This window comes from Micromonospora sp. NPDC005324 (assembly GCF_040607155.1).
Lineage (GTDB): Bacteria > Actinomycetota > Actinomycetes > Mycobacteriales > Micromonosporaceae > Micromonospora > Micromonospora trifolii.
In genome coordinates this window covers 145,735-171,049 of the sequence record NZ_JBEXGE010000011.1, presented here as the reverse complement: position 1 = coordinate 171,049, position 25,315 = coordinate 145,735, and the positions used below count along the sequence as shown (strand labels likewise).

The following is a 25,315-nucleotide window of genomic DNA, read 5'->3' as shown; positions in this document are numbered from 1 at the left end:
GTCCCCGGCTAGGCTGGCGATCATGCGGATTGGCATCGTGATCCTGCCGGACCAGCGGTGGGCGGAGTCGCAGCGTCGCTGGCGGCAGGTCGACGAGTGGGGTTTCGACCACGCCTGGACGTACGACCACCTGGGCTGGCGTGACCTGGTCGACGGCCCGTGGTTCGACTCGATGACCACGCTCACTGCCGCCGCCACGATGACCTCGCGGATTCGGCTGGGCACCCTCGTGGCGTCGCCGAACTTCCGGCACCCGGCCGCGTTCGCCCGGCAGATCACCACTGTGGACGACGTCTCCGTGGGCCGGCTGCTGCTCGGCCTGGGGGCGGGTGGCATCGGCTTCGACTCGGCGGTGCTGGGCGGGGAGACGCTGCCGCCGCGTCAGCGGGTCGACAGGTTCGCCGAGTTCACCGAGTTGTTGGACCTGATCCTGCGGGAGGACGGCACCACCTGGCGTGGCGACTGGTTCGCCGCTGTGGATGCCCGCAACAACCCCGGCTGCGTGCAACAGCCCCGGGTGCCGTTCGTGGTGGCAGCCAACGGGCCACGGTCGATGCGGTTGGTGGCCCGCTTCGGGCAGGGGTGGGTGACCACCGGCACCGGTGACGACAACGACCTGGCGGGTTGGTGGGCCAGTGTGTCGGCGCTGTCCGCGCGGATGGACCGAACCCTGGACGAGGCCGGCCGCGACCCGGCCAGCCTGGACCGCTACCTCTCGCTGGACGCGGCGCCGGTCTTCTCGCTCAGCAGCGCACAGTTCTTCGCCGATCAGGTCGGCCGGGCCGCCGAGCTGGGCTTCACCGACGTGGTGACGCACTGGCCGCGCGCCAGCAGTTGGTACGCCGGTGACGAGGCCGTCCTGGTTGACGTGGCGACGCGGTTGCTGCCACAACTACGCGGCTGAGGCCGACGCACCTACCCGGCCGGGTCAGGTGCCGCCCTCGCCGCTGGCCACCCCGCCCTCGCCGCCGGAAACCAGGCGGAAGCGCAGGCAGACGATCGGGGTGTCGCCGTCGACCGGTGTGCCGAGCCGCGCCCAGTAGGTCGAGTGCCCGGCCCGCCACTCCTCGATCGAGCGGTCGCCCTCGCCCTCGGCGTGGGCGAAGTCCCAGCGCACGTCGGCGAAGCGGACCACCTCGACTCCGGTGATCTCCACGACGCCGGCCAGTGCGTTGTCGTCGTCGACCAGGGCCAGGCGTTCCCCGACGTGCTCCAACTCCTCGCCTTCCTCCGCGTACTCGGCGAGCCGGCCGGCCGTCGCGGTCTTCACACCGGCCAGCACCAGGGTGTTGAGGGTTGCCCGCAACTCGCCGGGGGTGCCGAGGGCGAGGGCGCGCAGTTCACCGATCCGGGGCCACATCCTGCCGAGGCTAGGCCAGCGCTGCCCGAGCCGCCGCCGCAATACCCGTCGCCGCGCTCAGATCAGCTGGCCGGCGTAGCCGGGTGCGGTGAGGAGCCGCTCGTCAGCACTTGTCGCGTAGGCGTCGAGGATCGCGTCGGCGAGCTTGACCACGTGCTCGTCGCCGTGCCGGGCCGCGCGGGCGAAGACCTCCGCCGGCGTCGCGGGGGTCACGGTCGGTGCCGCGATGCCGTCGGCCGGGGCGTACACGGAGGTCATGGCCGCCGTCGCGGCCCAGGCCGCGGCGAAGCTCGGCGCCCACAGACCCCGGTCCAGTGCCGGCAGGGTACGCAGCACGGCGGTCGGCGCGGTGACCGCGTGCACCAGCATGACCGGCGCGGCGTGCCCGAAGCGTAGGTAGTCCAGGCCGGCCCGGTGCACGAGCGTGGTGAGCCCGCGCTCCGCCCCGCCCGGGCTCCGCACGGGGCGCAGCGTCGCGAGTGCCGGCTCCCATCGGGGTACGGCCGGCAGCTGGTCCAGCCGATCCCGGACGCCGCCGGTCTGGTCGTCGATCCGGGGCAGCCCGTTCAGCGCGGCTGCCACGTCGATGTCGTCGCTGCCCGGCCCTTCCGTCTCGCTGGTGAGCAGTCGGTCGGTGCCGGGGATCGGCTGCCAGCGGGCCGCCCAGTAGCCGAGGGCCTGGCCCAACTCGGTGAGGCGCTGCCGGTTCTCCTCGTCCGGGTCGAGCGCGCGTACGGCGTGCCCGACCCGGATCACACCGTGTGTGGCGCCGGCGGCGATGCCCGGCAGCAGCCGTGGCCACCAGGTGCCGAGCACCGCTCGCCACGGGTGTTCGCGTAGTTGCCGGTCGAAGTAGGCCAGCCAGTCGCCGGCGCGCTTCGGATCGCCCAGTGCCGACCGCCAGTCGTCGATCGGGTGCAGCCCTCGGGGCAGCTCGTCGAGGCGCACGAGGTAGTCGTCGAGCCAGCGGTGCACCCGGTGTGGGTGCCCGTGACGGACCAAAGCCTCGACGGCCATCGGCCCGTGGTTGGACAGCCAGCCCTGATATTCGGGGCCGGTGCGGTGCAGCCGCTGGTACGCCTCGTCGAGAACTCCCTCACTCATTCGCCCATCGTCGGTGCTGAACCTCGCTTCAGGTCAAGCGGGCAGATTCGCGGCGTCGATCAGGCCGGTGATCCGTAGGTCGGCCGCGACGTCGGGCGGGCAGTCCACGGCGACCACTGCGGTGCCCAGCACCTCGGCGCCCCGTGCGGCGCAGATGTCGTAGAGGGCGCGTAACTGCGCGCCGGTGCGCACCCAGTCGTCCACCACCAGCACCCGGTCGTGGGGGCCGAGGTGTCGGTCCCGTACGGCGAGGTCGACCCGTCGGCCCCGGTAGTCCGGTGGGCTCTGGGCCCAGGTGAGCGGCCCGGCCGGCAGTCGCCCGTCACCGGGCTTGTGGGCGGCCACGAAGCCGACCCCGAGGGCGGTGGCGGCCAGCGGCCCGAGCAGCAGCCCGGTGACGGCCGGCGCGAGCACCACTGTGGGCCGGGCGGCCCGGTACGGCGCCACCAGGGCCGGCCCCAGCTCGGCCAGCACCGCCGGGTCCCGCCACCAACCGGAGATGTCGCTGACCAGGTGACTGGTGCCCGGGCCTGGGTCGATCCACTGGAACAGGGCGGCCAGGCGTTCGGTCAGATCGGCGGGCATCCGCTCATCCTGCGGCACGGGCGGTGGGCGTGGCGGCACCCGGGCCACCCGGCCCACCCCGGGTCGGATGATCGGCTACACGTACCTGTGCAAATACGGGCATACCACCATGATCACGTTGACTTCGGAAGTGCTTCTCTCGTTACGGTCCGACCCGGTTTGTTCAGACGACGAAAGGACCGGGCCGGTGGCTGGCAAGCACTCCCGTACCCGCATCTTCTCCTCCCCGGCGGGCATCGTCGCCACCGCGGCGGTCGGCGTCGCCCTCGCCGTCGGCGGCACTGTCGGTGCCGTGCAGATGGTCTCCGGGTCCGACCAGTCCGGGCAGGTGGCTCTCGACCTCACCCCGACCACTGCCGCGAGCAGCCTCACCCCCAGCTCCCCGGCCGTCACCCCGAGCGTCAGCGCCTCGCCCAGCGTGGCCCCCAGCCCGTCGGCGACCCGCTCGCAGCAGGCCGCCTCCCGGGGCAGGGAGCGCACCGCGTCGCCGAAGCCGAAGCCGACCGCCAAGAAGACCACGGCCGCGGCGAAGGTGCTGGAGAGCGGTTCGTGCGGCGCCTCGTTCTACTCCGATGGGCAGCTCACCGCCAACGGCGAGTCGTTCAACCCCGACGCGCTGACCGCCGCGCACAAGACTCTGCCGTTCAACACCAAGGTCCGGGTGACCAATCCGGCCAACGGCAAGTCGGTGACGGTGCGGATCAACGACCGCGGCCCGTTCATCGACGGCCGCTGCCTGGACCTCTCCCGGGCCGCCTTCGCCAGCATCGCCTCGGTCGACGTGGGCGCGCTCACCGTCCGCTACGAGGTCCTCGGCTGAGTGGGACCGGCGCCGCCGATTCGGCCGGCCGAGTGGGCCGGCCGGACAGAACCTCCTCGGACGACGGGTCAGGTTCATTCACCGGTTCACGTGGATCAGGCAAACTGTCCCTCGTACCCACGCGACTCCTCCAGTCGGGCCATCGCCCGCTGAGCCCCGGATCCCGCGCCGGCCTCGGCGCGGCCCTCGTTCTGCTCGCGATCGTGTCGGCGGTGGAGGCGGCGGACGGCCGTAAGGTGCACTACGTCGCGCTCCTGGCGGCCGCGCCGATTCTCGCCGCCGCCCTGGCGTCCTGGCTGGTGGTGCTGGGTGTGGGTGTCGCGGCGACAGTGATCGGCGCCGGCTTCGCGCTGGCCGCGCCGAAGGTCTCGTTGGTCACCTCGGTCAACGTTGTCGCGGTCGCGCTCGCCACCGGCCTGGCCGTGGCGGTGGCGTGGGTCCGGCAGCGGCAGGCCGAGCGGATCGTGGAGCTGACCAAGCTCGCCGCAGTGGCACAGCAGGCGGTGTTGCGCCCGCTCGGGCCGCAGGTCGGCACGCTTTCGGTCGCCGGACGTTACATCTCCTCCACCGCGACGGCCGAGATCGGCGGCGACCTGTACGAGGCGATCGACACGCCCTACGGCGTCCGCATGATCATCGGTGACGTGCGGGGCAAGGGCCTCGACGCGGTCCGGCTGGCCAGCATCGTCCTCGGTTCCTACCGGCACGTGGCGTACGAGCGGGCTGACCTGCGGGCCGTCGTCGCCGACCTGGACCGTGCGGTGGCCCGCAACGTCGGCGACGAGGACTTCGTCACTGCGGCACTGGTCGAGGAGCGTGGCGGCACCCTCACGATCGTCAACTGCGGGCATCCGCCACCGCTGCTGCTACGCCGGGGTGCGGTGATCCCGCTGGAACCGCCGGCCCCGGCGCCTCCGCTCGGGTTCATGCCGGTGGTCCGCCCCCGGGTCGAACGCCTGGAGCCCGGGGACCGGCTGCTGCTGTTCACCGACGGCCTCGGCGAGGCGCGGCGGGACGGCGAGTTCTTCCCCACCGCCGACCGGGCCTGGCGACTGCTCGGCCATGGCACTGTCGCCGACGGGCTGGCGTCGCTGGAGACCGCCCTGGTCGAGTGGGTGCACGGTCGGCTCGACGACGACATCGCGCTGGTCCTGATGGAGTACGTCGGTGCCCGTACCGGCGCGGCCGTGGCCGTCCCGAGCTGGGAGGTCGGCGCCGCCGAGAGCTGAGCCGGTCGACCGCGCCCGCAGGTGTGTAATCGCCGTCACTTGGGTGATCCGCTTGTCGCTGCCTACCCGCGAGTAATACAGTCGGGGTTACTGATCGGTAACACCTGTCCGGAAGCGGGGCCAGCGAGCATGACCCACTACAAGAGCAACCTCCGGGATCTCGAGTTCAACCTGTTCGAGGTCTTCGGGGCGGACCGGGCGTTCGGCCAGGAGCCGTACTCGGATCTCGACACCGACACCGCCCGCAGCTTCCTCGCTGAGGTCGACCGCCTCGCCCGCGAGGATCTGGCCTCCAGCTACACGGACAGTGACCGCAATCCGCCGGTCTTCGACCCGGCGACGCACACCGCGCCGCTGCCGGAGTCGTTCAAGAAGTCCTACCAGGCATTCATGGACTCCGAGTTCTGGCGCCTGGACCTGCCGCCGGCGCTGGGCGGCACCAACGCGCCGCGCGCCCTCTGGTGGGCGCTCGCCGAGCTGGTGCTCGGCTCGAACGCGCCGGTCTGGATGTACGCCTCGGGCCCGTCCTTCGCGCACGTGCTGCACGTCGAGGGCAACGAGCGGCAGAAGAAGTGGGCCAGGCTCTTCATCGACAAGCAGTGGGGCTCCACCATGGTGCTCACCGAGCCGGATGCCGGCTCGGACGTGGGCGCGGGGCGCACCCGGGCGGTCGAGCAGCCCGACGGCACCTGGCACATCGAGGGCGTGAAGCGCTTCATCACCTCGGGCGAGCACGACCTGAGCGACAACATCGTGCACTACGTGCTGGCCCGTCCGGTCGGTGTGGAGGGTGTCGGTGGCCCCGGCACCAAAGGCCTGTCCCTCTTCGTGGTGCCGAAGTTCCACTTCGACGAGACCACCGGTGAGCTGGGCGAGCGCAACGGCGTCTACGCCACCAACGTCGAGCACAAGATGGGCCTGAAGGTCTCCAACACCTGCGAGGTGACCTTCGGCGAGCACGGCGTACCCGCAAAGGGTTGGCTGCTGGGCGACAAGCACGACGGCATCCGGCAGATGTTCATGATCATCGAGTACGCCCGGATGATGGTCGGCACCAAGGCCATCGCCACCCTCTCCACCGGCTACCTCAACGCCCTCGAGTACGCGAAGAACCGGGTGCAGGGCGCCGACCTGATCCAGCAGGCGGACAAGACCGCCCCCCGGGTCACCATCACCCACCACCCGGACGTGCGGCGCTCGCTGCTGCTGCAGAAGTCGTACGCCGAGGGTCTTCGCGCTCTGGTCCTCTACACCGCCACCTGGCAGGACACTGTCGCGCTTGCCGAGGCTGCCGGCGACGAGAAGGCAACCAAGCTGGCCAAGCGGGTCAACGACCTGCTGCTGCCGCTGGTCAAGGGCGTCGGTTCGGAGCGGGCGTACGAGATGCTCGGGCACGAGGCCCTGCAGACCTTCGGCGGCTCCGGGTTCCTCCAGGACTACCCGCTGGAGCAGTACGTCCGCGACGCCAAAATCGACACCCTGTACGAGGGCACCACCGCCATCCAGAGCCTCGACCTGATCTTCCGCAAGATCGTTCGGGACAACGGCAAGGCGCTGCTCGCGGTCTCCGGCGAGATCCAGGAGTTCATCTCCTCCGAGGCGGGCAACGGCCAGCTCAAGGAGGAGCGGCAGGCGCTCGGCAGGGCGCTGGCCGAGATCCAGAACATCCTCGGCGTGCTGACCGGCTGGCTGGGCGAGGCGCAGGGCGGCGACACCCGCGCGCTCTACAAGGTCGGGCTGAGCAGCCGGCGGTTCCTGCTGGCGATCGGCGACCTGGTGGTCGGCTGGCTGCTTCAGCGGCAGGCCGACGTGGCGCTGAAGGCGCTGGCCGGCGAGGTCTCCGCCAGCGACAAGGCGTTCTACACCGGCAAGGTGGCCGCTGCCCGCTTCTTCGCCCGCGAGGTGCTGCCCCGCATCGGCGCCGACCGGCGGATCATCGAGGGTGCCGACCTCGACATCATGGACCTCCCGGAGGAGGCCTTCTGAGCAGGCCACGGCAGGTTTGATCTGTGCTGGGTCGCACCACCCGGCACGGCAACGGCCGGTGGGGCTTCTGCCCCGCCGGCCGTCGCCGTCCCAGCCTGGGCGGCGGCACGTATTGGCCGAGCCCGGTCGGGTATGCCGCAGGCGTGGCGGGTAACCGTCGCGTGACCTCGAAAGGGAACGCCCAGAGCCACCGCACGGGGGAGTGCAGCGCACATGGGTGTAGGAAGCGGCATTTTTCTCATCGCGATCGGCGCGATTCTGACCTTCGCGCTGAGAGCCAACGTCTGGTGGATCGACGTACGCGCGGTCGGCTGGGTGTTCATCCTGGCCGGGCTGGCCGTACTGCTGACCACTGTCTGGTTCTGGCAGGACCGGCGCAAGCGGGCTCGAACCCTCATCGTGGAGGAGAACCGGCTGTCTCATCCGACGGCGATGATGCCGCCACCGCCGGACCCGCCGCCACCAACCGCGCCGCCGTCCTGATCCCCGCACAACGCGTACCCCTGAGCCACCCGTCGGACCGGCGGGTGGCTCAGTCGCGTGCTGTGTGCCGGGCCGTGAGCGGCGCTCCCGCCCTGCTCAACTCCGCCCAACCGGACGGGAGGCGGTGCACCGCCAGTTCGGCGGTGCGCAAACCCTCATCGTCCACGCCCTCGGGATCGAGGAGGGCGGAGAGCAGAGTGATGCCGGGATTGTGGGCAATGAGCAACGCGGTGCGGGCCGCCGGGTCCACCGTGCGGACCAGCGACAACAACTCTTCGGGGTGCGCGTCGTACGCGCCCGGCTCATAACGGACGGTCGGGCGAGGACCGGTCGGGCCACCCCCCGGCGGTGAACCGGTCATCCCCATCGCCACCCCGTGCCAGGTCTGCCGGGTGCGTCGGGCCGTCGAGCAGATCACCACGTCGGGCAGCAGCCCATGGTGCGCCAACCAGGCCCCAGCCGAGGCCGCGTCGGCGTTTCCGCGTGCGCTCAGCGGCCGCTCGGCGTCGTCCGCCGCGTCGCTGCCCTGCTCGGCCTTCGCATGCCGCAGCAACACGAGTGTCCGTGTGTCGGCGTCGGCGTCCGTCATGCTCCCAGCTTGCCCGATTGGCGATCTCCGTGCCTGGGTAAGTCAATGGATGCCGCACCCCCACCGACGGCCGCGGCGCGACGTACGCCAGGTTAGAGCCGAGGAGCGAGACATGGGCATTGGTGGCAGCATCTTCTTGATCGCACTAGGTGCGATCTTCGCGTTCGCAGTGGAGGCTGACCTGGGCTGGCTGGACCTGGCCGTGGTCGGCTGGGTGCTGATGCTCGCCGGCGTCGCCGGCCTGGCCGCCACCCTCTACTTCTGGAGCAGCCGCCGCCGCGCGGTGGTCGCCGCCCCGGTACGCGAGGAGCGCGTGGTGACCGACCGGGTCGTGCCGGTTCAGGACGACCAGGTCATGCGGGAGTACCGCGAGGTGCGTCGGCCGGGCCGACCGGTCTGATCCTCGCCCACACACTCCGGGGTCCCGCAGCGTCGCGGGGCCCCGGCTCGCGTGTGAACCCGGCTCGCGTGTGAGCCCGGCTCCGTGGGCGACGGGATTGCCGGCACCCCGCTACCCCTGCGGTGCGGGCCCGATCCCGGGAGCGGCGATCGGCCGAAGATCGTGCTCGATCGAGAAATAGGGCTTTCGGGTGCGCGCGAGGTGACTGCATCTTTGACAACACCGTTGCGTAAGGCGATCGGTTGCTTGGGTCAAGGGGTAATTGTGCACCTCCGAAACCCAGGTTCGGACTCCAGGAACGCCCCACTCGCGCCGATCTTGCACTTTCGGTTGCCGAAAAGCACGGAATGCCCCTTACGTCGGGACAGTAAGTGCAAGATCGCGGCGTGGGCACAGCCCGGCCTCGTCGATCATGGGGTTGTGGTGCCTGGTTTGGTGCTGTGCGGGCGCTTTGTCACCCACCACAACTCCATGATCGACGAGGCGGTGCGGGGTTGACGAACAGCCACTCCGCCTAACGCACCGGTGTTGAAATCTTTGATCAAGCACGATCATGGCGGCTGCCGCCGCCGTGCGTTCCCGCCGAGCGGCATTGCCGGGACCGGTTCGGGCCGTGCGCTGCGTCCTGGCCGTCTGGGTCAGGCGAACAGCGCGAAGTAGATCGCGATGTGGTGACAGAGCGCCGCCAGCAGCGTGCACGCGTGGAAGAACTCGTGGTGGCCGAAGACGGTCGGCCACGGATTGGGCCGGCGCAACGCGTAGAAGACCGCGCCGATGCTGTAGATCGCACCACCGACGATCAGCAGCACCAGTGCGGCGACGCCGCCCCCGTGCAGAATCTCCGGCAGCATGGCCACCGCCACCCAGCCCAGCGCCAGGTAGAGGGGCGCGGACACCCAGCGCGGTGCGTGCGGCCAGACCACCTTGACCGCCACGCCGGCCAGGGCGCCGCCCCAGACCAGGGCCAGCATCACGGTGGCCGGCCGAGGCGCGAGCAGCATCGCGCAGAGCGGTGTGTACGTGCCGGCGATGAACACGAAGATCATCGAGTGGTCCATCCGGCGCATCACCTGGTAGCCGCGCTCTGACCACACACGACGGTGGTACAGCGCGCTCGTGCCGAAGAGCCCGCACACCGTCAGGCTGTAGATGAGGCAGCTCACCAGGGGTGCCCACCCCGGCCGGGTGGCGGCGATCGAGCAGAGCACGATGCCGCAGGCCAGGGCGACGAAGAAGGCGTACGTGTGTAGCCAGCCGCGCATCCGGGGCTTACCGATGTCGACCGGCTTCAGGCGAAGCGGGGCGGAGGTGGTCACCCGGTCAGGTTACGGCACCGTAGGTTACTTGTAAGTAGTGGCGTTGGTGACACCCGGCACCGTCCACGTGAACACCGCAGCGGCACGACATCGGCGAGGATGAGCGGATGCGGATCCGACAGGTCGGGGCGCACGCCCTGCTACTCGACTGCACCGCCCCCGCCGACACGCCCGAAGCCGTGGCCGACATCCGGGAGGCCGCGTCTGTCGAAGCGTGGCGGGCCGAGCTGTGGCGGCGTCGGGAGCGTGGCGACCTGATCGCCGTGGAGATCGTGCCGGCGGCCCGGACCGTGCTGCTCGACGGCCTGCCCGACCCGACCACCACGGCCGAGCAGCTGACCCGATGGGCGTCCGTCGTCACCGCCGCGACCACCAGCCCCAACCAGGCCGACGAAGACGCCCAAGCCCAAGCCGACAACGCCACAACCGGAAACGGTGCCGACGACGCGGCTGACGTGGTCGTACCGGTCACCTTCGACGGGCCGGACCTGCCGGCGGTGGCGGAGCACTGGGGCGTGGACGTGCCGGCAGTGCGGCACCGGTTGACCAACACCCGGTTCCGGGTCGCCTTCTGCGGCTTCGCCCCCGGATTCCCCTACCTGACCGGGCTGCCCGCCGAGTTGGCGCTGCCCCGGCTGGCCACACCCCGTCCCCGGGTGCCGGCCGGCTCGGTAGCGCTGGCCGGCCCGTACGCCGGCATCTATCCGGGCGCTTCCCCGGGCGGCTGGCAGGTGGTCGGTCGCACCGACCTGGTGCTGTTCGACGTGGCGGCCCACCCACCGGCCCGACTCGGTCCGGGCACCACGGTCCGGATGGCGGCGGCGTGACCCACCCGGCCACCATCGAGGTGCTCAGCGCCGGTGTGCTCACCACAGTGCAGGACCTGGGCCGGCCCGGCTGGGCGCACCTGGGCGTACCCCGGTCCGGCGCCCTCGACCCGGGCGCCCTGCGGTTGGCCAACCGACTGGTCGGCAATCCGGAACACGCGGCCGGCCTGGAGATCACAGTGACCGGCTGCACAGTGCGGCTGACCCGGGCCGCCACTGTGGCGGTCACCGGCGCCGATGTCCCCGTCCAGGCGGGTGCCCGGCCCGGTGACACCGGACGTCCGCTCAGCGTGCCGGCAGGGACGGTGCTGCGGATCGGCCCCGCGCGGCGGGGCGTACGGAGTTGGCTGGCGGTGTCGGGCGGCATCGACGTGTCACCGGTGCTGGGGAGCCGGGCCAGCGACACCCTCTCCGGGCTCGGCCCTCCTCCGTTGCGGGACGGCGACCGACTGCCGCTCGGCGCACTGGTCGGCACCCCCGCACCGGTGGACCTGACCGTGTTCCCCACGCCGCCTGAAGAGCTGCACCTGACGCTGGGCCCCGGCCCTCGCGAGGACTGGTTCACGCCGACCGCGTTCGACCGGCTCTTCGGCAGCGCGTACACCATCAGCCCGGTGAGCAACCGGGTCGGCGCGCGGCTCGCCGGCGCGACGCTGCCCCGCGCGGTGGCCGGCGAACTCCCCAGCGAGGGCATCGTGCTCGGCGCGGTGCAGGTGCCGGCGGACGGCCAACCCCTGATCTTCCTCGCCGACCACCCGACCACCGGTGGATACCCCGTCATCGGGGTGGTCACCGACGTGACAGCGCTCGCGCAGGCCCGGCCAGGTACTACCGTCAGATTCCATGGACCTCAACGCTGACCTGGGCGAGGGATTCGGCATCTGGCGACTCGGCGACGACGAGGCGCTGCTGGGCCTCGTCACCTCCGCCAACGTCGCCTGCGGCTTCCACGGTGGCGACCCGTCCACCATGCGGCGGGTCTGCGAGGGCGCCGCGCGCCGCGGGGTCGCGGTGGGCGCGCAGGTCGGTTACCGCGACCTGGCCGGATTCGGCCGGCGGCACATCGCGTACGACTTCGCCGAGCTACGCGACGAGGTGACCTACCAGCTGGGGGCGCTGGACGCGTTCTGCCGGCTGTTCCGCACCCGGGTCCGCTACCTCAAGCCACACGGCGCGCTCTACCACGCGGCCAGCACCGACGAGTCCCAGGCGGCGGCGGTGGTCGCCGCCGTCAGCGGTTACGACCCTGAGCTGCCCGTGCTCTGCCTGCCCGGCTCGACGCTCGCCCAACTCGCCGTCGGCGCGGGCCTGCCGGTGGTCGCCGAGGCGTTCGCCGACCGCGCCTACCTGCCCAACGGGGCGCTGGTGCCGCGCGGCACCCCCGGCGCGGTGATCACCGACCCCGAGCAGGTCGCCGAACGGGCGGCGCGGATGGCCACCGAACGCAGCGTGGTGGCCGTCGACGGCACCGTCATCCCGTGCTCGGTCGACTCGATCTGCGTGCACGGCGACACCCCGGGCGCGGTCTCCGCCGCCGAACTCGTCCGCGCAACCCTGATCGACGCCGACATCACACTGGCCCCCTTCGCCTGACCGGAGGGGCCCACCGGCCCCCTCCGATCGCGTCAGGCGTCCAGGCCGCGAAGCACCAGCGGCAGCCGGGTCACGGCGCCGTCGACCACCCGGACCGGTACGCCCCAGTCCTGCCGGGTCAGGTGGCACGCCGCGTGCTCGACGTCCGCGTCACACGTCGCCGCCTGCGCGGTCACCTGGAGCACCCCAGCGGTGATCTCGCCGTTGAGCACCAGCCGACGGGACAGCTCGGTGCCCGTGCCGGCACCGTCCAGCAGCAGCTCCGGCGGGGACGCGGAGACCACCAGCCGGGTCGACGGGCCGTACGTCTCGTCCAGCTTCTGCCCCGGCGCCGGGGTGAAGACGATGTCCAGGGTGACCTCGCCGGCCGCGACGTCGGTCGGCGTGCGCTCGGTACGGTGCCGGGGCCCGTCCACCGTGCTGGCACCCGCCGCCGACAGGGCACCCGGCGCGAGCCGGGTCAACCGGTGCGCGGCGGACTCCACCACCAGCACCTCACCGGACGGGGTGAGCACCAGGTCGCTCGGCTCCGCCAAGCCGTCGGCGACAGTGGAGACCTGGTTGCTGGCCGGGTCGAAGCGGCGCACCGCGCCGTTGTACGTGTCGGCGATCAGCACCGAGCCGTCCGGCAGCGCGCACACGCCCAGCGGGTGCTGGAGCAGCGCCGATTCCGCCGGACCGTCCACGTGCCCGAAGTCGAACAGGCCCTGCCCGACGGCGGTGCCCAGCACACCGTTCTCGACGTACCGGATCGAGCTGGTCTCGCTGTCGGCCACCCAGAGCCGGGTGCCGTCGGCGGAGGCCGAGAGCCCCGACGGCTGGGCCATCCACGCCTCGGCCAGCGGGCCGTCGCGCAACGCCTCAACTGTGGTGCCGGCGTACATGCCGGCGGTCCGCTTGATCGGGTCGAACCACCAGAGCTGGTGGATGCCGGCCATCGCGATGATCAGCTTGTCGTCGTACCAGGCCAGGTCCCACGGGGACGAGAGGTCGACGGCGAACGCGTCGTGGGCGTGGTCGTCGACCTCGGCGCGCCACTGCCGCCCACTGCCGGCCACTGTGACCACCTCGCCGGACTCCAGCCGTACGCCGCGCAGCAGGTGGTTGACAGTGTCGGCCACCACCAGGTCGTAGCCGGCCACCTCGGCGACGTGCGTGGGCAGCAGACACACCCCCTGCGGCTCGGAGAACGTCGCCGCGGCGGCCGGCCCGTCCGCCCGGCCCCGCTCACCCGAGCCGATCCGACGCACCGGCGTCTCGCCGTCCGGGTCGATCTCGACCAGGGAGTGTCGGGCCGAGTCCGAGACCAGCAGGTTGCCGGTGGGCAGCAGCACCGCCTTACCCGGGAAGCGCAGCGCGGTCTCCGGTGCCGGCGGCGGGACGTACGGGCCGTTCCCCCGGTGCAGGGTGCCCTTGGCCTCGTGGGTGGCGATCAACTCGTCGATCAGTCGAGCCAGCCCCTCGGCGTGCCCCTCGCCGGCCATGGTGGCCACCACGTAACCCTCGGGGTCGATCACCGACAGGGTCGGCCAGGCCCGGGCCGCGTACTGCTGCCACATGTTCAGCTCAGGATCGTCGAGTACGGGGTGGTGCACCCCGTACCGCTCCACGGCGGCGGCGAGCGCGTCGGCGTCCTTCTCGTGCTCGAACTTCGGCGAGTGCACGCCGATCACGACGAGCACGTCGCCGTACTTCTCCTCCAGCGGGCGCAGCTCGTCGAGCACGTGCAGGCAGTTGATACAGCAGAACGTCCAGAAATCCGCGATTACGATCTTGCCGCGAAGGTCCTGCAAGGTCAGATTCTGTCCGCCGGTGTTGAGCCACTGCCGGCCCCGAAGTTCGGGTGCACGCACCCGCGCTGTCGTTCCCATGTCTGCCAGCCTGCCACGCCCCGTAGGCCCAGCCGCCGTGACCCGGACGACAAGGCGTCCTGGCCTGCACCGCCTTCGTTGCGTTCCCGGCGCTTTGCGGCGTACTCGCGGACCTGGGCTGCGTCCCAGATGCGGCCGACGGTCAACGTCTCCATCGGGGGCGGGAAGTCAGGGCGGTCGGTTTGACCTTGGATGGGACCGTCGTGGCGATCGTTGGCGGCTCAGCAGTGCGGTGCTCGGCGTGTCGAGTTGCTCAGCTGTCAATGATCAAGGGGGCGAGTCACGACGCCTGACCGGCATCTGGACTCCGCCCCTGCTCGACCGAGGACTCGGACATAGGCCCGCAGGGCGGCCAATTGGTGGCACGGCCCAGTGACCACAGTGCCTCCACCGCCCAGTCCTGAACCTGGTCGGCGAGCGCGACGACCTGTGTCACGGCGGGTAGTCCGAGGTCGATCGAGATCCCTTGGCCGGAACCGTCGGAAGCGTAGAGGAAGGCGCTCGCGGTCTGTGGGTCCTCTCGCCACGGCTCATCGCGAAGCTCGGGCTGAACCCCGCCAGGCTTCCCAAGATCGGACAAGATGGGCTCCAGCGCCGCCGCCAGCTCGCGTTCCACTACCGAATTGTGCCTGACGCAAGAGGCTTGGGTACGACGGCGGCGGGGCCACGGTTACCCGTGACCCCGCCGCCGGTGGAGCTACTTCGTGGCCGGCTTCAGGCAGAGCACCCGGTTGGTGCCCTCACCCGGCAGCACCACGTGGGGCTGCGTCGTGTCGGTGCACTTCTCCTTGGCGTCCACCTTCGAGACGATCGTGAACGCGCCCGCCTCGCCGCAGTCCGCCGCCGAGGCGCCGCCCTGCCCGGACTGCTTCACGCAGGTGCCGACCGCCGGGTCGAAGGCCGGCGTGTCGTCCCCGCCGACCTTGCCGAGCAGCAGCAGCAGGCCGAGCGGCACCGCGAGGATGAGCATCGCAGCGATCAGCACTGCGGCCAGCACCCTGCCGTTGCGTATCTTCGGCGTCGGTGGCTCCACCTTCGGCTCGTCGGCGTCCGGCTTGAACGCGTCGAACCGGCCCTGGTCCGACTGGCCGGCCTCCTGGCCCCAGGACGGCGCGGGCTGCGGCGGTGGCGGGAACGACGGCGGGAAGCCGCCGCCCGGCACCGGCTCGGTCGCCGGCCCGCCGTAGCCCGGCGTGCCGGAGCCCGGGCCACCGAAGTTCGGCGCGCCGAAGGTCGCCGTCCCGTTCACCGTGCCGGCGGCGGGTGAACCGGGGCCGCCGAACTGGTCCGCCGGCGGCTCGGCACCCGAGTGCGGGCGGGTGCCGTTCACCGGCCTGTTGTTGCCCGGGGTGTCGACGAAGGACGGCACACCGGGCGGGAACGCCGGCGGGGCCTCGTTGAACGCGTTCGGTGCGTGCTGCCGGTCGTCGAAGCGCGGATCGGCCGGGGACTCGCCGCCCCAGCCGGGCCCAGCCTGCCGCTGAGCCTCGTTCTGCCAGTCGGGTACGGCCTGCTGCCGCTGAGCCTCGTTCTGCCAGTCGGGAGCGATCTGCCGCTGCCCCTCGTTGTGCCAGCCTGGTGCGGCCTGCCGTGGCGCGTCGTTCTGCCACTCCGGAGCACCCTGGCGGTCGGCGCCCGGGTCGCCCTGGAACGCCTCCGGCTCCGGCTCGGCCTCCGGCTCCGGTCGTGCCGGACGGCCGTACACCCGGGGTTGCGGGGTGGCCGTGCCGGTCGGTCGGATGGACTGGTCGGTCGGGGGCATCACCCGGCTGGCCAGCGGCACCGAAGCGCTCGCCGTGGCCCGGGCCGCCGCGCTGGCTGCCGACTCGGCGTCCGACACCGGTACGACCGCGCGGCCCGCTCCGGACTCCGGAGAGGTACGCGGGGCGGGCACCACCGCGGCACTCGCCTGCACGTCCTCGGCGCGGCCACCGTACTGCGCGGCGGCGTCCGGGGTCTCCCGCTCGGGGTAGGCGGGCTGCTCGGGGATCGGGGCGAACTTCGCCTGGGGCGCGTAGTCGACCGGCGGTGCGGCAGCCAGGCTGGCACCCGGGACGCGCTGCTCCTGCGGAGGCAGCGGCACCGCGTTCGCCGGCGAGATGCCGGGCGCGGGCCCGGGCTGGTAGGCCGGTGCCTCGTCGCCCCGGTCAGCTTCCCAGCCCCCACGGGACTGGGCGGAAGCCTCGGCCTCCGCGCGACCCCACACCTCACCGGGGGCCCACGGCTCGACGTCCGGCGAGCCGTGGGAGTTGCCCTGCCCGGCATTGTCCGGGCCGGCGGCCCAGTTGGGCGCGCCACCGCTGGTGGGCACGCTGGCGCTGGCCCGGGCGGGGAGGTTGCTCGGCTCTGCCGGGGTCCACCCCGCCTGCTCCGGCCGCTCGGTCGGCTGCTCCGGCTGGGAGAGCACCCAGTCGGGCTGCTGTGGACGGCTCTCGGCGCCGCCCCAGGCGGCCGGCTGCGCGGGCTGGTCCTGCCGCGCGTCGCTGCCGTCGTTCCATCCTGCGGGCTGCGCCTGCTGCTGCTGCGCGGCCCATCCGCCGGAGTTGGCCGGGTCGTCCTGCGCGGGCCAGGTCGTCGTCGGGGCCGGGACCTGGGCAGCGCCACGGGCCGAGTTCGGCTGGGCAGCCTGACCCCAGCCGGGGGCGGGCTGCTCGGTCGCTTCGGCGGGCTGGCCCCAGGCCGGTGGCGACTGCTCCGCCGGCGTCCACATCGGCTGGTCGTCGCGGGCGGCGCCGCCCGCGGGCCAGCCGCCGTTGCCAGTGGCCTGGTCCTGCTGAGCGCCGCCGGACCAGCCGGCGGCCTGCCCTGCGTCGGGTTGCGGAGATTCGGCTCCCCGCCAGTCGGCGGCGGGCGGGTTGGCCTGCGGCGCGTCGCCCCAGCCGCCGGCGCTGGCCGGGTCCTCCTGGGCGGGCCAGGCGGCGGTGGCCGGGGGAACCTGCGCGGCGCCCCGCGCGGCCGGCTGGACCTGCACCCAGTCCGGCTGCTCAGCGGGGGCGTTCGGGGTCCAGGTCGGCGCGGGTGCGCTCTGCTCGGCGGGCGTCCAGCCCTGCTGCTGCGCGGCCCAGAGGTCAGGCTGGGCCGGAGCCTGCGCGCCGTCGTTGCCGGGCCACGCGCCCGGCTGCTGCTGCGGCGGCGGCTCGCTCGCGCCGCCTGCGGCCCAGGCGGGCTGCGCCGGGTCGTCGGGCTGCGGAGCGGCGGCGGCACCCCAGGCGGGGGCCGGCGGCTGCTCGGGCTGGGTCGCCCATGCCGGTGCCGACGGGTTGGACCGCGTCGGGGGCGGGGGCGCCCAGCCCAGGTCGGGGCCGCCGGCGTTCTGGCCGTTGTCCGGCTGCGCCGGGCGGTCGCCGTACGGCGCCGGTCCGCCGGCGCCCGGTGACACCTCGTCCGGCTCCTGGCCGGGTCGGTGCGGGCCCTCGGACGTCATGGGTGCGCCTCCTCCATCACATGTCGGCTCGCCGGTGCCGATCGGTCTCCTCGGCGTGGCTGCCGGCGTCACCGGCGTACCGCTGTGCCGGCTCCCCGCACGGTATCGGGTGGTCGCACGACACGTCCAAGGAGCACTGGTCGTCACTCACCGTGGCCGGTTGATGCCGAGCAGTTTTGTCGGCTCGGCCTCTGCCGGGTCGGCGGGCGGCGACCGAAGCCCACCGTACCGGGCGCTGCGGCAGGGCGGAATCCCGGTGGTGGTGGTTGGGAAACGCCGATGGCCCACCCGGTGGGCCGGGTGGGCCATCGATCTGGAGGAGGTGAGGAATGTCGTGGAGCGTCAGCTCAGGTGACGCTGGGCGATGACGAGGATTTCCTCGCGGACCGCCGGCGAGTTCGCCGAGCGCAGCGCGTGCTCGATGGCACGGGCGCGGCGGGTGGCATCGCGGTGGTTGCGGATTCGCTCGATCATGCTCATTGGTGGGTCCCCCTAGCTATTCGGTTGTCAGCCCCTTGATGCCTCTATTCAACAGCAGAAGCCGGCAAACTTCCATCGATTATTAGGTGAGCTGAGACACCTGCCTAACAATCAAAGGTCAACAGGCCATCTGGCCGACGGTTCCGTCGCCCAACGGACACGGCCGGTGTGCCGGGCGTTAACCCGTGGCACACCGGCCGTGGCTGGCGTTCGAACCGGTCAGGTCCAGGCGAGCAGCGCCGCCTCCGGATCCGTGAGGAAGTCGCCGACGTCCCGCAGGAACTTCGAGCCCAGCTCACCGTCGACGATCCGGTGGTCGAAGCTCAGCCCCAGCGTGGTGACCTGGCGAACCCTGACCTTGCCCTTGTGCACCCAGGGCATCTCCCGCACCGCGCCGAAGGCCAGGATCGCGGACTCACCCGGCGGCAGGATCGGTGTGCCGGTGTCCACCCCGAACACGCCGACGTTGGTGATGGTCAGGGTGCCGCCGGACATGGCCGCCGGCGAGGTGCGGCCGGACTTCGCCGTCTGCACCAGGTCGGTCAACGCGTCCGCCAACTCCCGCAGCGAGAGTCGGCCGGCGTCCTTGACGTTCGGCACGATCAGGCCGCGCTCGGTGGCCGCCGCGATGCCGAGGTTGACGTACTCCTTGACCACGATCTCGTCGCCCGCCCAGGTCGAGTTGACCATCGGGCGCCGTTGCACCGCCAGCAGCACCGCCTTCGCCACCAGCAGCAGCGGCGAGACCCGTACGTCGCGCCACTCCCGCCGGCCGCGCAGCCGGTCCAGCGCCTTCATCGCCCGCGTCACGTCGACGGTCAGGAACTCCGTCACGTGCGGGGCGGTGAACGCCGAGCGGGACATGTTCTCGGCGGTCAGCTTGCGGACGCCCTTGACCGGGATGCGCTGCTCCCGGTCCGCACCGAAGCTGGGCGCGCTCGTCGCCGCGATCGGCTCGGCAACCACCACGCTCGCACCGCTCGCCGCCTGCTGCACGTCCTCCCGGGTGATCGAGCCGAGCGGCCCCGACCCGGTCAACGTGCCAAGGTCGACCCCGAGGTCCTTGGCGAGCTTGCGCACCGGCGGCTTGGCCAGCACGCCGCCGGTCGCCCCGTTGCGTCGATCATGGACTTGTGGTGCCGGAATCGTGGGGGTCGCGGCTGGTTTGTCACCCACCACAACTCCATGATCGACCCCAGCAGGGGCGGTCGGGACCGCGCCCTTGCGGGGGCGGCGCTTCGCGGCGGTCGTACGCGGGCCGTACCCGACCAGCACCGCCGTCCGCCCACCCGGGGCCGCGCCACCGATCAGGCCGGGCTCGACCATGCCCTCGGCCGGCGCCACCTCCACCGCCGCCAGCGAGGCCGCCGACGGGGTGGGCAGGTCAGCGCTGGGCGTGGCAGTGGTCGACGGCGCCTCCAGCGGGCCGGCACCCGGGTCGGTGTCGATCGCGATGATCGGCGTACCGACCTCGACCGTGGTGCCCTCCGGGTGGTGGATGGCCTGCACCTGGCCGGCCCACTTCGCCGGGATCTCCACCGCCGCCTTGGCCGTCTCCACCTCGACGATCGGCTGGTTCAGCTCGATGGTGTCGCCGACCTTGACCAGCCAGGCCAGGATCTCGCCCTCGGTCAGCCCTTCGCCCAGGTCGGGCAGGTTGAACGTCTTGATCCGGGACATGTCGCTCACCAGCCGAAGGAGCGGTCGACGGCGTCGAGCACCCGATCGAGGTCGGGCAGGAACTCCTCCTCCACCCGGGCGGCCGGGTAGGGGATGTCGAAGCCGGTCACGCGCAGCACTGGCGACTCCAGGGAGTAGAAGCACTCCTCGGTGATCCGGGCGGCCAACTCGGCGCCGAGGCCGATGTTGGACGGCGCCTCGTGCACCACTACCGCGCGGCCGGTGCGCTTCACCGACTCGTACGCCGCGGTCAGGTCCAGCGGCGAGAGCGAACGCAGGTCGATGACCTCCAGCTCCCGACCGTCCTCGGCGGCGGCGGTCGCCGCCTCCAGGCAGGTCCGCACCATCGGGCCGTAGGCCAGCACGGTGACGTCGGTGCCGGGCCGCACGACCCGGGCCGAGTGCAGGGGGTACGCGTCGGCCAGCGGCGCGTCCAGGTCGACCTGGCCCTTCTCCCAGTAGCGCCGCTTGGGCTCCAGGAAGACGATCGGGTCGTCCGAGGCGATGGCCTGCTGGATCATCACGTACGCGTCCTGCGGGTTGGAGCAGGTCACCACCTTCAGGCCGGCGGTGTGCGCGAAGTACGCCTCCGGCGACTCGGAGTGGTGCTCGACAGCGCCGATGCCGCCGCCGAACGGGATCCGGATGACCATGGGGATGCTGAGCCGGCCGCCCGAGCGGTAGTGCATCTTCGCCACCTGCGACACGATCTGGTCGTACGCCGGGTAGACGAAGCCGTCGAACTGGATCTCGCAGACCGGCCGGTAGCCGCGGATGGCCAGACCGACAGCGGTGCCGATGATGCCGGACTCGGCCAACGGGGTGTCGATCACCCGCTGGTCGCCGAAGTCCTTTTGGAGGCCGTCGGTGATCCGGAAGACGCCGCCGAGCTTGCCGACGTCCTCGCCCATGATGATGACCTTGGGGTCGTTCTCCAAGGCCCGGCGCAGACCGGTGTTGAGGGCCTTGCCGATGGTGAGCGTCTCCGTGGCCATCAGTGGGCGCTCCCCTCGAACGACTCCATGTAGCGGCTGAACTTCGCGCGCTGCTCGTCGAGCAGCGGAGACCCGTTGGGGTAGACGTGGTCGAACATCGTCACCGGCTCCGGGTCGGGCATCTCGAGCACCCGCTCGCGCAGGTGCACCGACTCGCGGCGGGCCTGCTCGTCGACCTCGGCGAAGAAGCCCGCGTCGGCGATCTTCTGCTTCTCCAGGAAGGCCTTGACCCGGGCGATCGGGTCCTTGGCCTGCCACGCCTCGACCTCGCTGGCGATGCGGTAACGGGTCGGGTCGTCGGAGGTGGTGTGCGCGCCCATCCGGTAGGTGTACGCCTCGATCAGGCTCGGGCCCTGCCCGAGGCGGGCGTTGTCCAGAGCGGTGCGGGTGACCGCGTACGTGGCGAGGACGTCGTTGCCGTCCACCCGTACGCCGGGGAAGCCGAAGCCGGCGGCCCGCTGGTAGAGCGGGACGCGGGTCTGCCGCTCCAGCGGCTCGGAGATCGCGTACTGGTTGTTCTGGCAGAAGAAGACCAGCGGCGCGTTGAACACGCTGGCCCAGACGAACGCCTCGTTCACGTCGCCCTGGCTGGTGGCGCCGTCGCCGAAGTAGGCGATCGCGGCCTCGCCGTCGTCGGTGCCGGTCTTGCCGTCGATGGTGATCCCCATCGCGTAGCCGGTCGCGTGCAGGGTCTGCGCGCCGATGACGATCGTGTACATGTTGAACTTGAACTCGTTCGGGTCCCAGCCGCCCTGGTCGACACCGCGGAACAGGCCGAGCGGCATGATCGGGTCGATGCCCCGGCAGTAGAGGACGCCGTGCTCCCGGTAGGTCGGGAAGGCCATGTCCTGGGTGCGCAGCGCCCGCCCGGAGCCGACCTGGGCGGCTTCCTGGCCGAGCAGGCTGGCCCAGAGGCCCAGCTCGCCCTGGCGCTGGAGAGCTGTCGCCTCGGCGTCCAACTTCCGGACCAGCACCAGGTCGCGGTAGAGACCGCGGTATTCCTCGTCGGTGAAGTCGACGCGGTACTCGGTGCCGTCCGGCCCGGTGGCGCTGTCGATCCGCTCGCCTTCGGGGGTGAGCAGCTGCACCAGCGCGGGGTCGCCGGCCGCGCCCTTCCTGGAGCGGGGTGCAGCCCGCCTGCTGCGGGTGGTGCCCCCGGGGTCGCCCTTTGCCATCGGTCTCTCCCTGTCGTGTCTGCGTCGGCACCGGGGGGTCACCCGGCCGCGCAACTCGTGCGCCTGCCCGGCTGCTGCCGGACCGGTTCCTGGCGGCCGCGCCTAGCCCCGGTGGGGGTTGCCGCACGGCGTGATCCGGGTTCTGGCCGAGCCCGGATCGGGAGCGCCGGCGCTCAACCGCGCCTGCCGCGAGGGTGCGCGGAGGTCACGGCTGCGTTGCCGTCGTGCTCCATATTCGCAGAGCAGGTGAGCGCGCCCACAGTACGCCTGCCTCCGCAATCCGACCGCCCATGCTTTGACGCCGTTTGTCGCCATCATGCCGGCCCGCGTTTCCCATGCGTTGCGGCACGATTCGTCACCGTTCGGGCAGCACCGCGTGTCGACACGCGGTGGAGGTTGGCTGACCCACTGTGACTGCGCGAGGCTGTTTCCCGCAGGATCGCGCCTATCGGGTTATTTGTCGGGTTTTTGCTCCCGGCGGCGTCCATCCATGTCCTCCAACGGCCGACGACAAGGGGTGTGCGGTGTACGAGCCAGGTGACGGTCCCGGCACGCCAGCGCTTGGTCGGCACCGGTCGGCCGACGGCTACCGCCGGGTGGTCGGTGTCCACCGGGCCCCCGGCGCCGGTGGCCCCTCCCGCGGTTACCTGCTCACCGTCGCGCTGCTGGCCGGCACGGCGTCGATGCCCATCCTCGCCGCGATCAGCGCGGGCTCGGCCACCCCGGGCAGCACCGCCCTGCCGGACAGCAGCACCCCGTTCATGCCGACCCCGTCCGTCGGGCCGGTGGTGATCCCGCTGCCGATGACCAGCCAGCCACCGCTTCTCCCGCTCGGCACACCCAGCGTCGGCCCGACCAGCGGCTGGCTGCCAGCAGCCCCCTTGCGTCCACGGGAAGGGCCCGCCGCCGCCGATCCCGGGCCCGCCCGATGGACGACCGCCCCGCCGGTGGCACCGAGACCCACGCGGCCCACCGTGCCGCCGGTACCCCCGCCCGTCGTTCCGCCGCCGACCGACCCCGACCCGACCGACCCGCCGAACCCCGACCCGACCGACCCGGACCCGACCGACTCGCCGGACCCGGACCCCACCGACCCGGACCCGACCGGCTCGGCCGATCCCGATCCGACCCCGACCCTGACGGTGGACCCGACGCCCACACTGGACCCGACGTTGGGGCCGACACCCACACCGACCGACGACGCGACCGCGACCGCGGTGCCGACCAGCACCCGATCCGTGCCGGCCCCCACACCCACGCCGCCCGCGGTACCGACCCGCCGACCCAGCCCGGCGATCCCGTCGCCGTCGGCCGTCGCCCCAACGCCCAGCGTCAGGCCGGCACCACCGGCCGGACCGACGTACCCTGCGGTGTGGCCGGCGGTACGGTGACGATCAGGCGCGGCTCATGCGGCGACGGCGGTGTTCGGCGGTAGGCGTGTACCGGAGGGGGTGGCGTGGGCGGCGGTGCGGAACCCCGCCCGGTCACCACCCGGCCCGGCCCGGGGTTGCGGATCGCCCGGCTGGTCACCGAGGTGACCGCCCCGGCGGTGCTCGTGTCGCTGCTGATCATCACGGTGAGCTGGCACAGCGCCAGCCGCCCCGGTCAGGGCCTCGTCTGGGGTCTGCTCGCCACCCTCTTCGTCACCGGCATTCCATTCGCCTACATCGTCGGCGGGGTACGCCGTGGCCGGCTCACCGACCACCACGTCGGCCGCCGGGAGCAGCGCCGGGCGCCGCTGCTGGTCGGCCTCGGTTCGGTCGCGGCGGGGCTCGCCCTGCTCGCCGTGCTGGGCGCGCCCCGCCCGGTGCTGGCGCTGGCGGTGTCCGGCCTCGTCGGCCTCGTCGTCGCCGTGTCGGTCAGCCACTGGTGGAAGATGTCGATCCACTCGGCGGTCGCCGCCGGCACGCTGGTCATCCTGATGCTGACCTTCGGGACGCGGCTGGTCGTCGCCGCACCGCTGCTGGCCGTGGTCGGCTGGTCCCGGGTACGCCTGAAAGACCACACGGTGGCGCAGGTGCTGACCGGAGGCGCGCTCGGCGCCCTGATCGCCGCAGTGATCTTCGGCCCGCTGCGCTAGCCCGGCCTACGTCCGCTGCGGTAGCCCGGCCCAGGGCGGGCGGCGCGGGGCCGCCCACCCTCGGACGCCGTCAGGCGCCGTCGTCGGCGAGACGGTGCCGGTTCGCCTCGATCCACGCGTCCAGTGCGGCCGGGTCGTCCGGGTCCACCCCGTCGGCCATCAGCTGCGCCACCGCGGCGGTGGCAGCGCTGCGCCGCTCACCGGTCGAGTAGAGGCGGGCGAACTCCGGCACCATCTCCTCGATCGCCTCGTCGGTGCGCGTCGCCGCCGCCTCGGGCAGCCCGCGCTGGCGCGACGCGTACCGTGCCCAGGCCCGCAGCACCCGGGGCAGCATCGCCGCGTCGTCCATGTCCAGCACGGCCCGGCGGTGCACCCAGTCGAGCAGGAAGAGCCCGGACACGGCAGGGCTCCAGCGCATCGGATCGGCGTCCGGGAAGCTCGCCGAGTGGTCCAGCAGCAGGCTCAGGCAGAAGTGCAGGGAGGCCAGCTCGGGGCCGTCGACGGCGTCCAGCCCGAAGCGGGCGGCCTCCGGCGCGGCGAGGAACCGCCGGACCAGGTCGGTGCGCTCGGCCGCGGAGAGCGGCTCGGCCTCCGCCGGCCCGGTCGGGTCGGCCGCGGTGGGCAGGATCGCCAGCCGGGCCCCGACCAACGCCCGGTCGGTGGAGAGCGACCCCTCGCCGGGCAACTCGCTCAGGTCGTCGGTGACCGCCAGGTGACGGGCCACCTCACCCCGGAACCGGGCCGGATCTTCGGTACGGAACCAGGTGAGCTCGTCGTCGGCGCACATCTGCCGGACCTGGTCAAGGATCCGTTCGGCCGGCCCGCCCACGAAGATGTCCTTGGTGATCCCGATGTTGTGGTCCACCAGGGCCACCAACGCGTGCTCCGAGCCGCCGGACTCGTCGTCGTAGGCGAAGGTCGCGAGGTAGGAGGTCTGGTCGCCGTACACGTCCCCGTACGCCCAGGTGCCGGTGAGGTGCACCCGGCCGAGCTGAGCCGTCCAGGTGGGCGCCTGGCTGCCCGGGCGCACCCGATCGGTGCCCTCGGCGGTGGGGACGAGCGTGGCGAAGACCTGCCTGATGGTGGTCGCCGCCGCGATCCTGCGGCGGGCGGTGGCGGCGAGGAAGCCGGTGACGAACTCCCGTACGGCGGCGTCGCGGTCGGTCTCCGCGATCGCGTAGACACTGCCCAGCAGGGCGCTGCCGAGCATCTCGGCGTCGAGGGCGGACTCCAGCTTGGTCACGTCGCGTGCGGCGTGCAGCACCGCGTCGTAGGGGGTCTGAGGCGTGGCCATGCTCCGACCCTACGCCGCCTGAGG

At 72.3% G+C, this 25,315-nt stretch carries 24 protein-coding genes; 11 read left to right on the top strand and 13 right to left on the bottom strand.

The features are described from left to right. Positions 1 to 22: 22 nt before the first annotated feature. Complete coding sequence (locus ABZS40_RS14720) at positions 23 to 904, top strand: LLM class flavin-dependent oxidoreductase (protein WP_354943784.1); 882 nt, start codon at positions 23 to 25, stop codon at positions 902 to 904. A gap of 24 nt (positions 905 to 928) precedes the next feature. On the opposite strand, the gene ABZS40_RS14715 is transcribed toward ABZS40_RS14720, so the two are convergent. Genes ABZS40_RS14715 through ABZS40_RS14705 form a run of 3 tightly spaced genes read right to left on the bottom strand, consistent with a single transcriptional unit; the run spans position 929 to position 3,049 of the window. Next, positions 929 to 1,360 (bottom strand): ASCH domain-containing protein, encoded by a 432-nt coding sequence (locus ABZS40_RS14715; protein WP_354943783.1) that lies wholly within the window; start codon positions 1,358 to 1,360, stop codon positions 929 to 931. A 57-nt stretch (positions 1,361 to 1,417) separates the two neighbouring features. Further along, complete coding sequence (locus ABZS40_RS14710) at positions 1,418 to 2,464, bottom strand: questin oxidase family protein (RefSeq protein WP_354943782.1); 1,047 nt, start codon at positions 2,462 to 2,464, stop codon at positions 1,418 to 1,420. 33 nt (positions 2,465 to 2,497) lie between these two features. Next, positions 2,498 to 3,049, bottom strand: a complete 552-nt coding sequence (locus ABZS40_RS14705) for a phosphoribosyltransferase family protein (protein WP_354943781.1) — start codon at positions 3,047 to 3,049, stop codon at positions 2,498 to 2,500. Positions 3,050 to 3,236: 187 nt separating this feature from the next. Between ABZS40_RS14705 and ABZS40_RS14700 the strand changes: the two genes are divergently transcribed. The 4 genes from ABZS40_RS14700 (at position 3,237) to ABZS40_RS14685 (ending at position 7,567) form a co-directional block, all read left to right on the top strand. After that, the gene (locus ABZS40_RS14700) at positions 3,237 to 3,869 is read left to right on the top strand and encodes a septal ring lytic transglycosylase RlpA family protein (protein ID WP_354943780.1); all 633 of its coding nucleotides are present in this window, start codon (positions 3,237 to 3,239) and stop codon (positions 3,867 to 3,869) included. 104 nt (positions 3,870 to 3,973) lie between these two features. After that, positions 3,974 to 5,098 (top strand): PP2C family protein-serine/threonine phosphatase, encoded by a 1,125-nt coding sequence (locus tag ABZS40_RS14695; protein WP_354943807.1) that lies wholly within the window; start codon positions 3,974 to 3,976, stop codon positions 5,096 to 5,098. Positions 5,099 to 5,227: 129 nt separating this feature from the next. Beyond that, the gene (locus ABZS40_RS14690) at positions 5,228 to 7,084 is read left to right on the top strand and encodes an acyl-CoA dehydrogenase (RefSeq protein WP_354943779.1); all 1,857 of its coding nucleotides are present in this window, start codon (positions 5,228 to 5,230) and stop codon (positions 7,082 to 7,084) included. A gap of 213 nt (positions 7,085 to 7,297) precedes the next feature. Next, entirely contained in the window at positions 7,298 to 7,567 is a 270-nt protein-coding gene (locus ABZS40_RS14685) for a DUF6458 family protein (RefSeq protein WP_030487564.1), read from the top strand. 49 nt (positions 7,568 to 7,616) lie between these two features. Here the strand turns inward: ABZS40_RS14685 and ABZS40_RS14680 are convergent, their stop codons facing one another. After that, positions 7,617 to 8,156, bottom strand: coding sequence for a histidine phosphatase family protein (locus ABZS40_RS14680; RefSeq protein WP_354943778.1), 540 nt, complete (start codon positions 8,154 to 8,156; stop codon positions 7,617 to 7,619). Between the two features lie 112 nt (positions 8,157 to 8,268). Between ABZS40_RS14680 and ABZS40_RS14675 the strand changes: the two genes are divergently transcribed. After that, on the top strand, positions 8,269 to 8,556 hold the full coding sequence (locus ABZS40_RS14675) for a DUF6458 family protein (protein WP_354943777.1): 288 nt from the start codon (positions 8,269 to 8,271) through the stop codon (positions 8,554 to 8,556). Between the two features lie 638 nt (positions 8,557 to 9,194). Here the strand turns inward: ABZS40_RS14675 and ABZS40_RS14670 are convergent. Beyond that, on the bottom strand, positions 9,195 to 9,872 hold the full coding sequence (locus tag ABZS40_RS14670; protein ID WP_354943776.1) for a hemolysin III family protein: 678 nt from the start codon (positions 9,870 to 9,872) through the stop codon (positions 9,195 to 9,197). A gap of 107 nt (positions 9,873 to 9,979) precedes the next feature. Here ABZS40_RS14670 and ABZS40_RS14665 point away from each other — a divergent pair, with 107 nt between their 5' ends. From ABZS40_RS14665 to ABZS40_RS14655, 3 genes are read left to right on the top strand one after another with little or no spacing between them, the layout of a single operon-like run. Beyond that, positions 9,980 to 10,699 (top strand): allophanate hydrolase subunit 1, encoded by a 720-nt coding sequence (locus tag ABZS40_RS14665; protein ID WP_354943775.1) that lies wholly within the window; start codon positions 9,980 to 9,982, stop codon positions 10,697 to 10,699. Next, the gene (locus ABZS40_RS14660; protein WP_354943774.1) at positions 10,696 to 11,559 is read left to right on the top strand and encodes a biotin-dependent carboxyltransferase family protein; all 864 of its coding nucleotides are present in this window, start codon (positions 10,696 to 10,698) and stop codon (positions 11,557 to 11,559) included. The genes ABZS40_RS14665 and ABZS40_RS14660 overlap by 4 nt, the downstream gene beginning before the upstream one ends. Continuing rightward, entirely contained in the window at positions 11,543 to 12,292 is a 750-nt protein-coding gene (locus ABZS40_RS14655) for a 5-oxoprolinase subunit PxpA (RefSeq protein WP_354943773.1), read from the top strand. The genes ABZS40_RS14660 and ABZS40_RS14655 overlap by 17 nt, the downstream gene beginning before the upstream one ends. A 32-nt stretch (positions 12,293 to 12,324) precedes the next feature. Here ABZS40_RS14655 and ABZS40_RS14650 read toward each other — a convergent pair whose 3' ends face one another. The 7 genes from ABZS40_RS14650 to pdhA all read right to left on the bottom strand — a co-directional run bounded on the left by ABZS40_RS14650 (position 12,325) and on the right by pdhA (position 21,917). Then, complete coding sequence (locus tag ABZS40_RS14650) at positions 12,325 to 14,163, bottom strand: NHL domain-containing thioredoxin family protein (protein WP_354943772.1); 1,839 nt, start codon at positions 14,161 to 14,163, stop codon at positions 12,325 to 12,327. A gap of 280 nt (positions 14,164 to 14,443) precedes the next feature. Next, positions 14,444 to 14,779, bottom strand: a complete 336-nt coding sequence (locus ABZS40_RS14645) for a hypothetical protein (RefSeq protein WP_354943771.1) — start codon at positions 14,777 to 14,779, stop codon at positions 14,444 to 14,446. A gap of 81 nt (positions 14,780 to 14,860) precedes the next feature. After that, the gene (locus tag ABZS40_RS14640; RefSeq protein ID WP_354943770.1) at positions 14,861 to 17,587 is read right to left on the bottom strand and encodes a hypothetical protein; all 2,727 of its coding nucleotides are present in this window, start codon (positions 17,585 to 17,587) and stop codon (positions 14,861 to 14,863) included. A gap of 342 nt (positions 17,588 to 17,929) precedes the next feature. Beyond that, complete coding sequence (locus tag ABZS40_RS14635; protein ID WP_354943769.1) at positions 17,930 to 18,067, bottom strand: hypothetical protein; 138 nt, start codon at positions 18,065 to 18,067, stop codon at positions 17,930 to 17,932. 219 nt (positions 18,068 to 18,286) lie between these two features. Next, positions 18,287 to 19,747, bottom strand: a complete 1,461-nt coding sequence (locus ABZS40_RS14630; protein WP_354943806.1) for a 2-oxo acid dehydrogenase subunit E2 — start codon at positions 19,745 to 19,747, stop codon at positions 18,287 to 18,289. Between the two features lie 5 nt (positions 19,748 to 19,752). After that, positions 19,753 to 20,742: an alpha-ketoacid dehydrogenase subunit beta gene (locus ABZS40_RS14625; RefSeq protein WP_354943768.1), complete on the bottom strand. Its 990-nt coding sequence runs from the start codon at positions 20,740 to 20,742 to the stop codon at positions 19,753 to 19,755. Then, entirely contained in the window at positions 20,742 to 21,917 is a 1,176-nt protein-coding gene (pdhA, locus tag ABZS40_RS14620) for a pyruvate dehydrogenase (acetyl-transferring) E1 component subunit alpha (protein ID WP_354943767.1), read from the bottom strand. The genes ABZS40_RS14625 and pdhA overlap by 1 nt, the downstream gene beginning before the upstream one ends. Positions 21,918 to 22,441: 524 nt before the next feature. On the opposite strand from pdhA, the gene ABZS40_RS14615 reads away from it, so the two are divergent. Both ABZS40_RS14615 and ABZS40_RS14610 read left to right on the top strand, forming a co-directional pair. Continuing rightward, the gene (locus tag ABZS40_RS14615; protein WP_354943766.1) at positions 22,442 to 23,308 is read left to right on the top strand and encodes a hypothetical protein; all 867 of its coding nucleotides are present in this window, start codon (positions 22,442 to 22,444) and stop codon (positions 23,306 to 23,308) included. Between the two features lie 65 nt (positions 23,309 to 23,373). Continuing rightward, entirely contained in the window at positions 23,374 to 23,997 is a 624-nt protein-coding gene (locus ABZS40_RS14610; RefSeq protein WP_354943765.1) for a phosphatase PAP2 family protein, read from the top strand. A gap of 70 nt (positions 23,998 to 24,067) precedes the next feature. Here the strand turns inward: ABZS40_RS14610 and ABZS40_RS14605 are convergent, their stop codons facing one another. Then, positions 24,068 to 25,291, bottom strand: coding sequence for a hypothetical protein (locus ABZS40_RS14605; RefSeq protein ID WP_354943764.1), 1,224 nt, complete (start codon positions 25,289 to 25,291; stop codon positions 24,068 to 24,070). Between the last annotated feature and the right edge of the window lie 24 nt (positions 25,292 to 25,315).

Excerpts from the sequence above, each read along its gene's own strand:
- ABZS40_RS14720 (WP_354943784.1), top strand. The coding sequence starts at position 23 with ATGCGGATTGGCATCGTGATCCTGCCGGACCAGCGGTGGGCGGAGTCG.
- ABZS40_RS14715 (WP_354943783.1), bottom strand. The coding sequence starts at position 1,360 with ATGTGGCCCCGGATCGGTGAACTGCGCGCCCTCGCCCTCGGCACCCCC.
- ABZS40_RS14710 (WP_354943782.1), bottom strand. The coding sequence starts at position 2,464 with ATGAGTGAGGGAGTTCTCGACGAGGCGTACCAGCGGCTGCACCGCACC.
- ABZS40_RS14705 (WP_354943781.1), bottom strand. The coding sequence starts at position 3,049 with ATGCCCGCCGATCTGACCGAACGCCTGGCCGCCCTGTTCCAGTGGATC.
- ABZS40_RS14690 (WP_354943779.1), top strand. The coding sequence starts at position 5,228 with ATGACCCACTACAAGAGCAACCTCCGGGATCTCGAGTTCAACCTGTTC.
- ABZS40_RS14685 (WP_030487564.1), top strand. The coding sequence starts at position 7,298 with ATGGGTGTAGGAAGCGGCATTTTTCTCATCGCGATCGGCGCGATTCTG.
- ABZS40_RS14680 (WP_354943778.1), bottom strand. The coding sequence starts at position 8,156 with ATGACGGACGCCGACGCCGACACACGGACACTCGTGTTGCTGCGGCAT.
- ABZS40_RS14675 (WP_354943777.1), top strand. The coding sequence starts at position 8,269 with ATGGGCATTGGTGGCAGCATCTTCTTGATCGCACTAGGTGCGATCTTC.
- ABZS40_RS14665 (WP_354943775.1), top strand. The coding sequence starts at position 9,980 with ATGCGGATCCGACAGGTCGGGGCGCACGCCCTGCTACTCGACTGCACC.
- ABZS40_RS14655 (WP_354943773.1), top strand. The coding sequence starts at position 11,543 with ATGGACCTCAACGCTGACCTGGGCGAGGGATTCGGCATCTGGCGACTC.
- ABZS40_RS14650 (WP_354943772.1), bottom strand. The coding sequence starts at position 14,163 with ATGGGAACGACAGCGCGGGTGCGTGCACCCGAACTTCGGGGCCGGCAG.
- ABZS40_RS14640 (WP_354943770.1), bottom strand. The coding sequence starts at position 17,587 with ATGACGTCCGAGGGCCCGCACCGACCCGGCCAGGAGCCGGACGAGGTG.
- ABZS40_RS14635 (WP_354943769.1), bottom strand. The coding sequence starts at position 18,067 with ATGAGCATGATCGAGCGAATCCGCAACCACCGCGATGCCACCCGCCGC.
- ABZS40_RS14630 (WP_354943806.1), bottom strand. The coding sequence starts at position 19,747 with ATGTCCCGGATCAAGACGTTCAACCTGCCCGACCTGGGCGAAGGGCTG.
- ABZS40_RS14625 (WP_354943768.1), bottom strand. The coding sequence starts at position 20,742 with ATGGCCACGGAGACGCTCACCATCGGCAAGGCCCTCAACACCGGTCTG.
- pdhA (WP_354943767.1), bottom strand. The coding sequence starts at position 21,917 with ATGGCAAAGGGCGACCCCGGGGGCACCACCCGCAGCAGGCGGGCTGCA.
- ABZS40_RS14605 (WP_354943764.1), bottom strand. The coding sequence starts at position 25,291 with ATGGCCACGCCTCAGACCCCCTACGACGCGGTGCTGCACGCCGCACGC.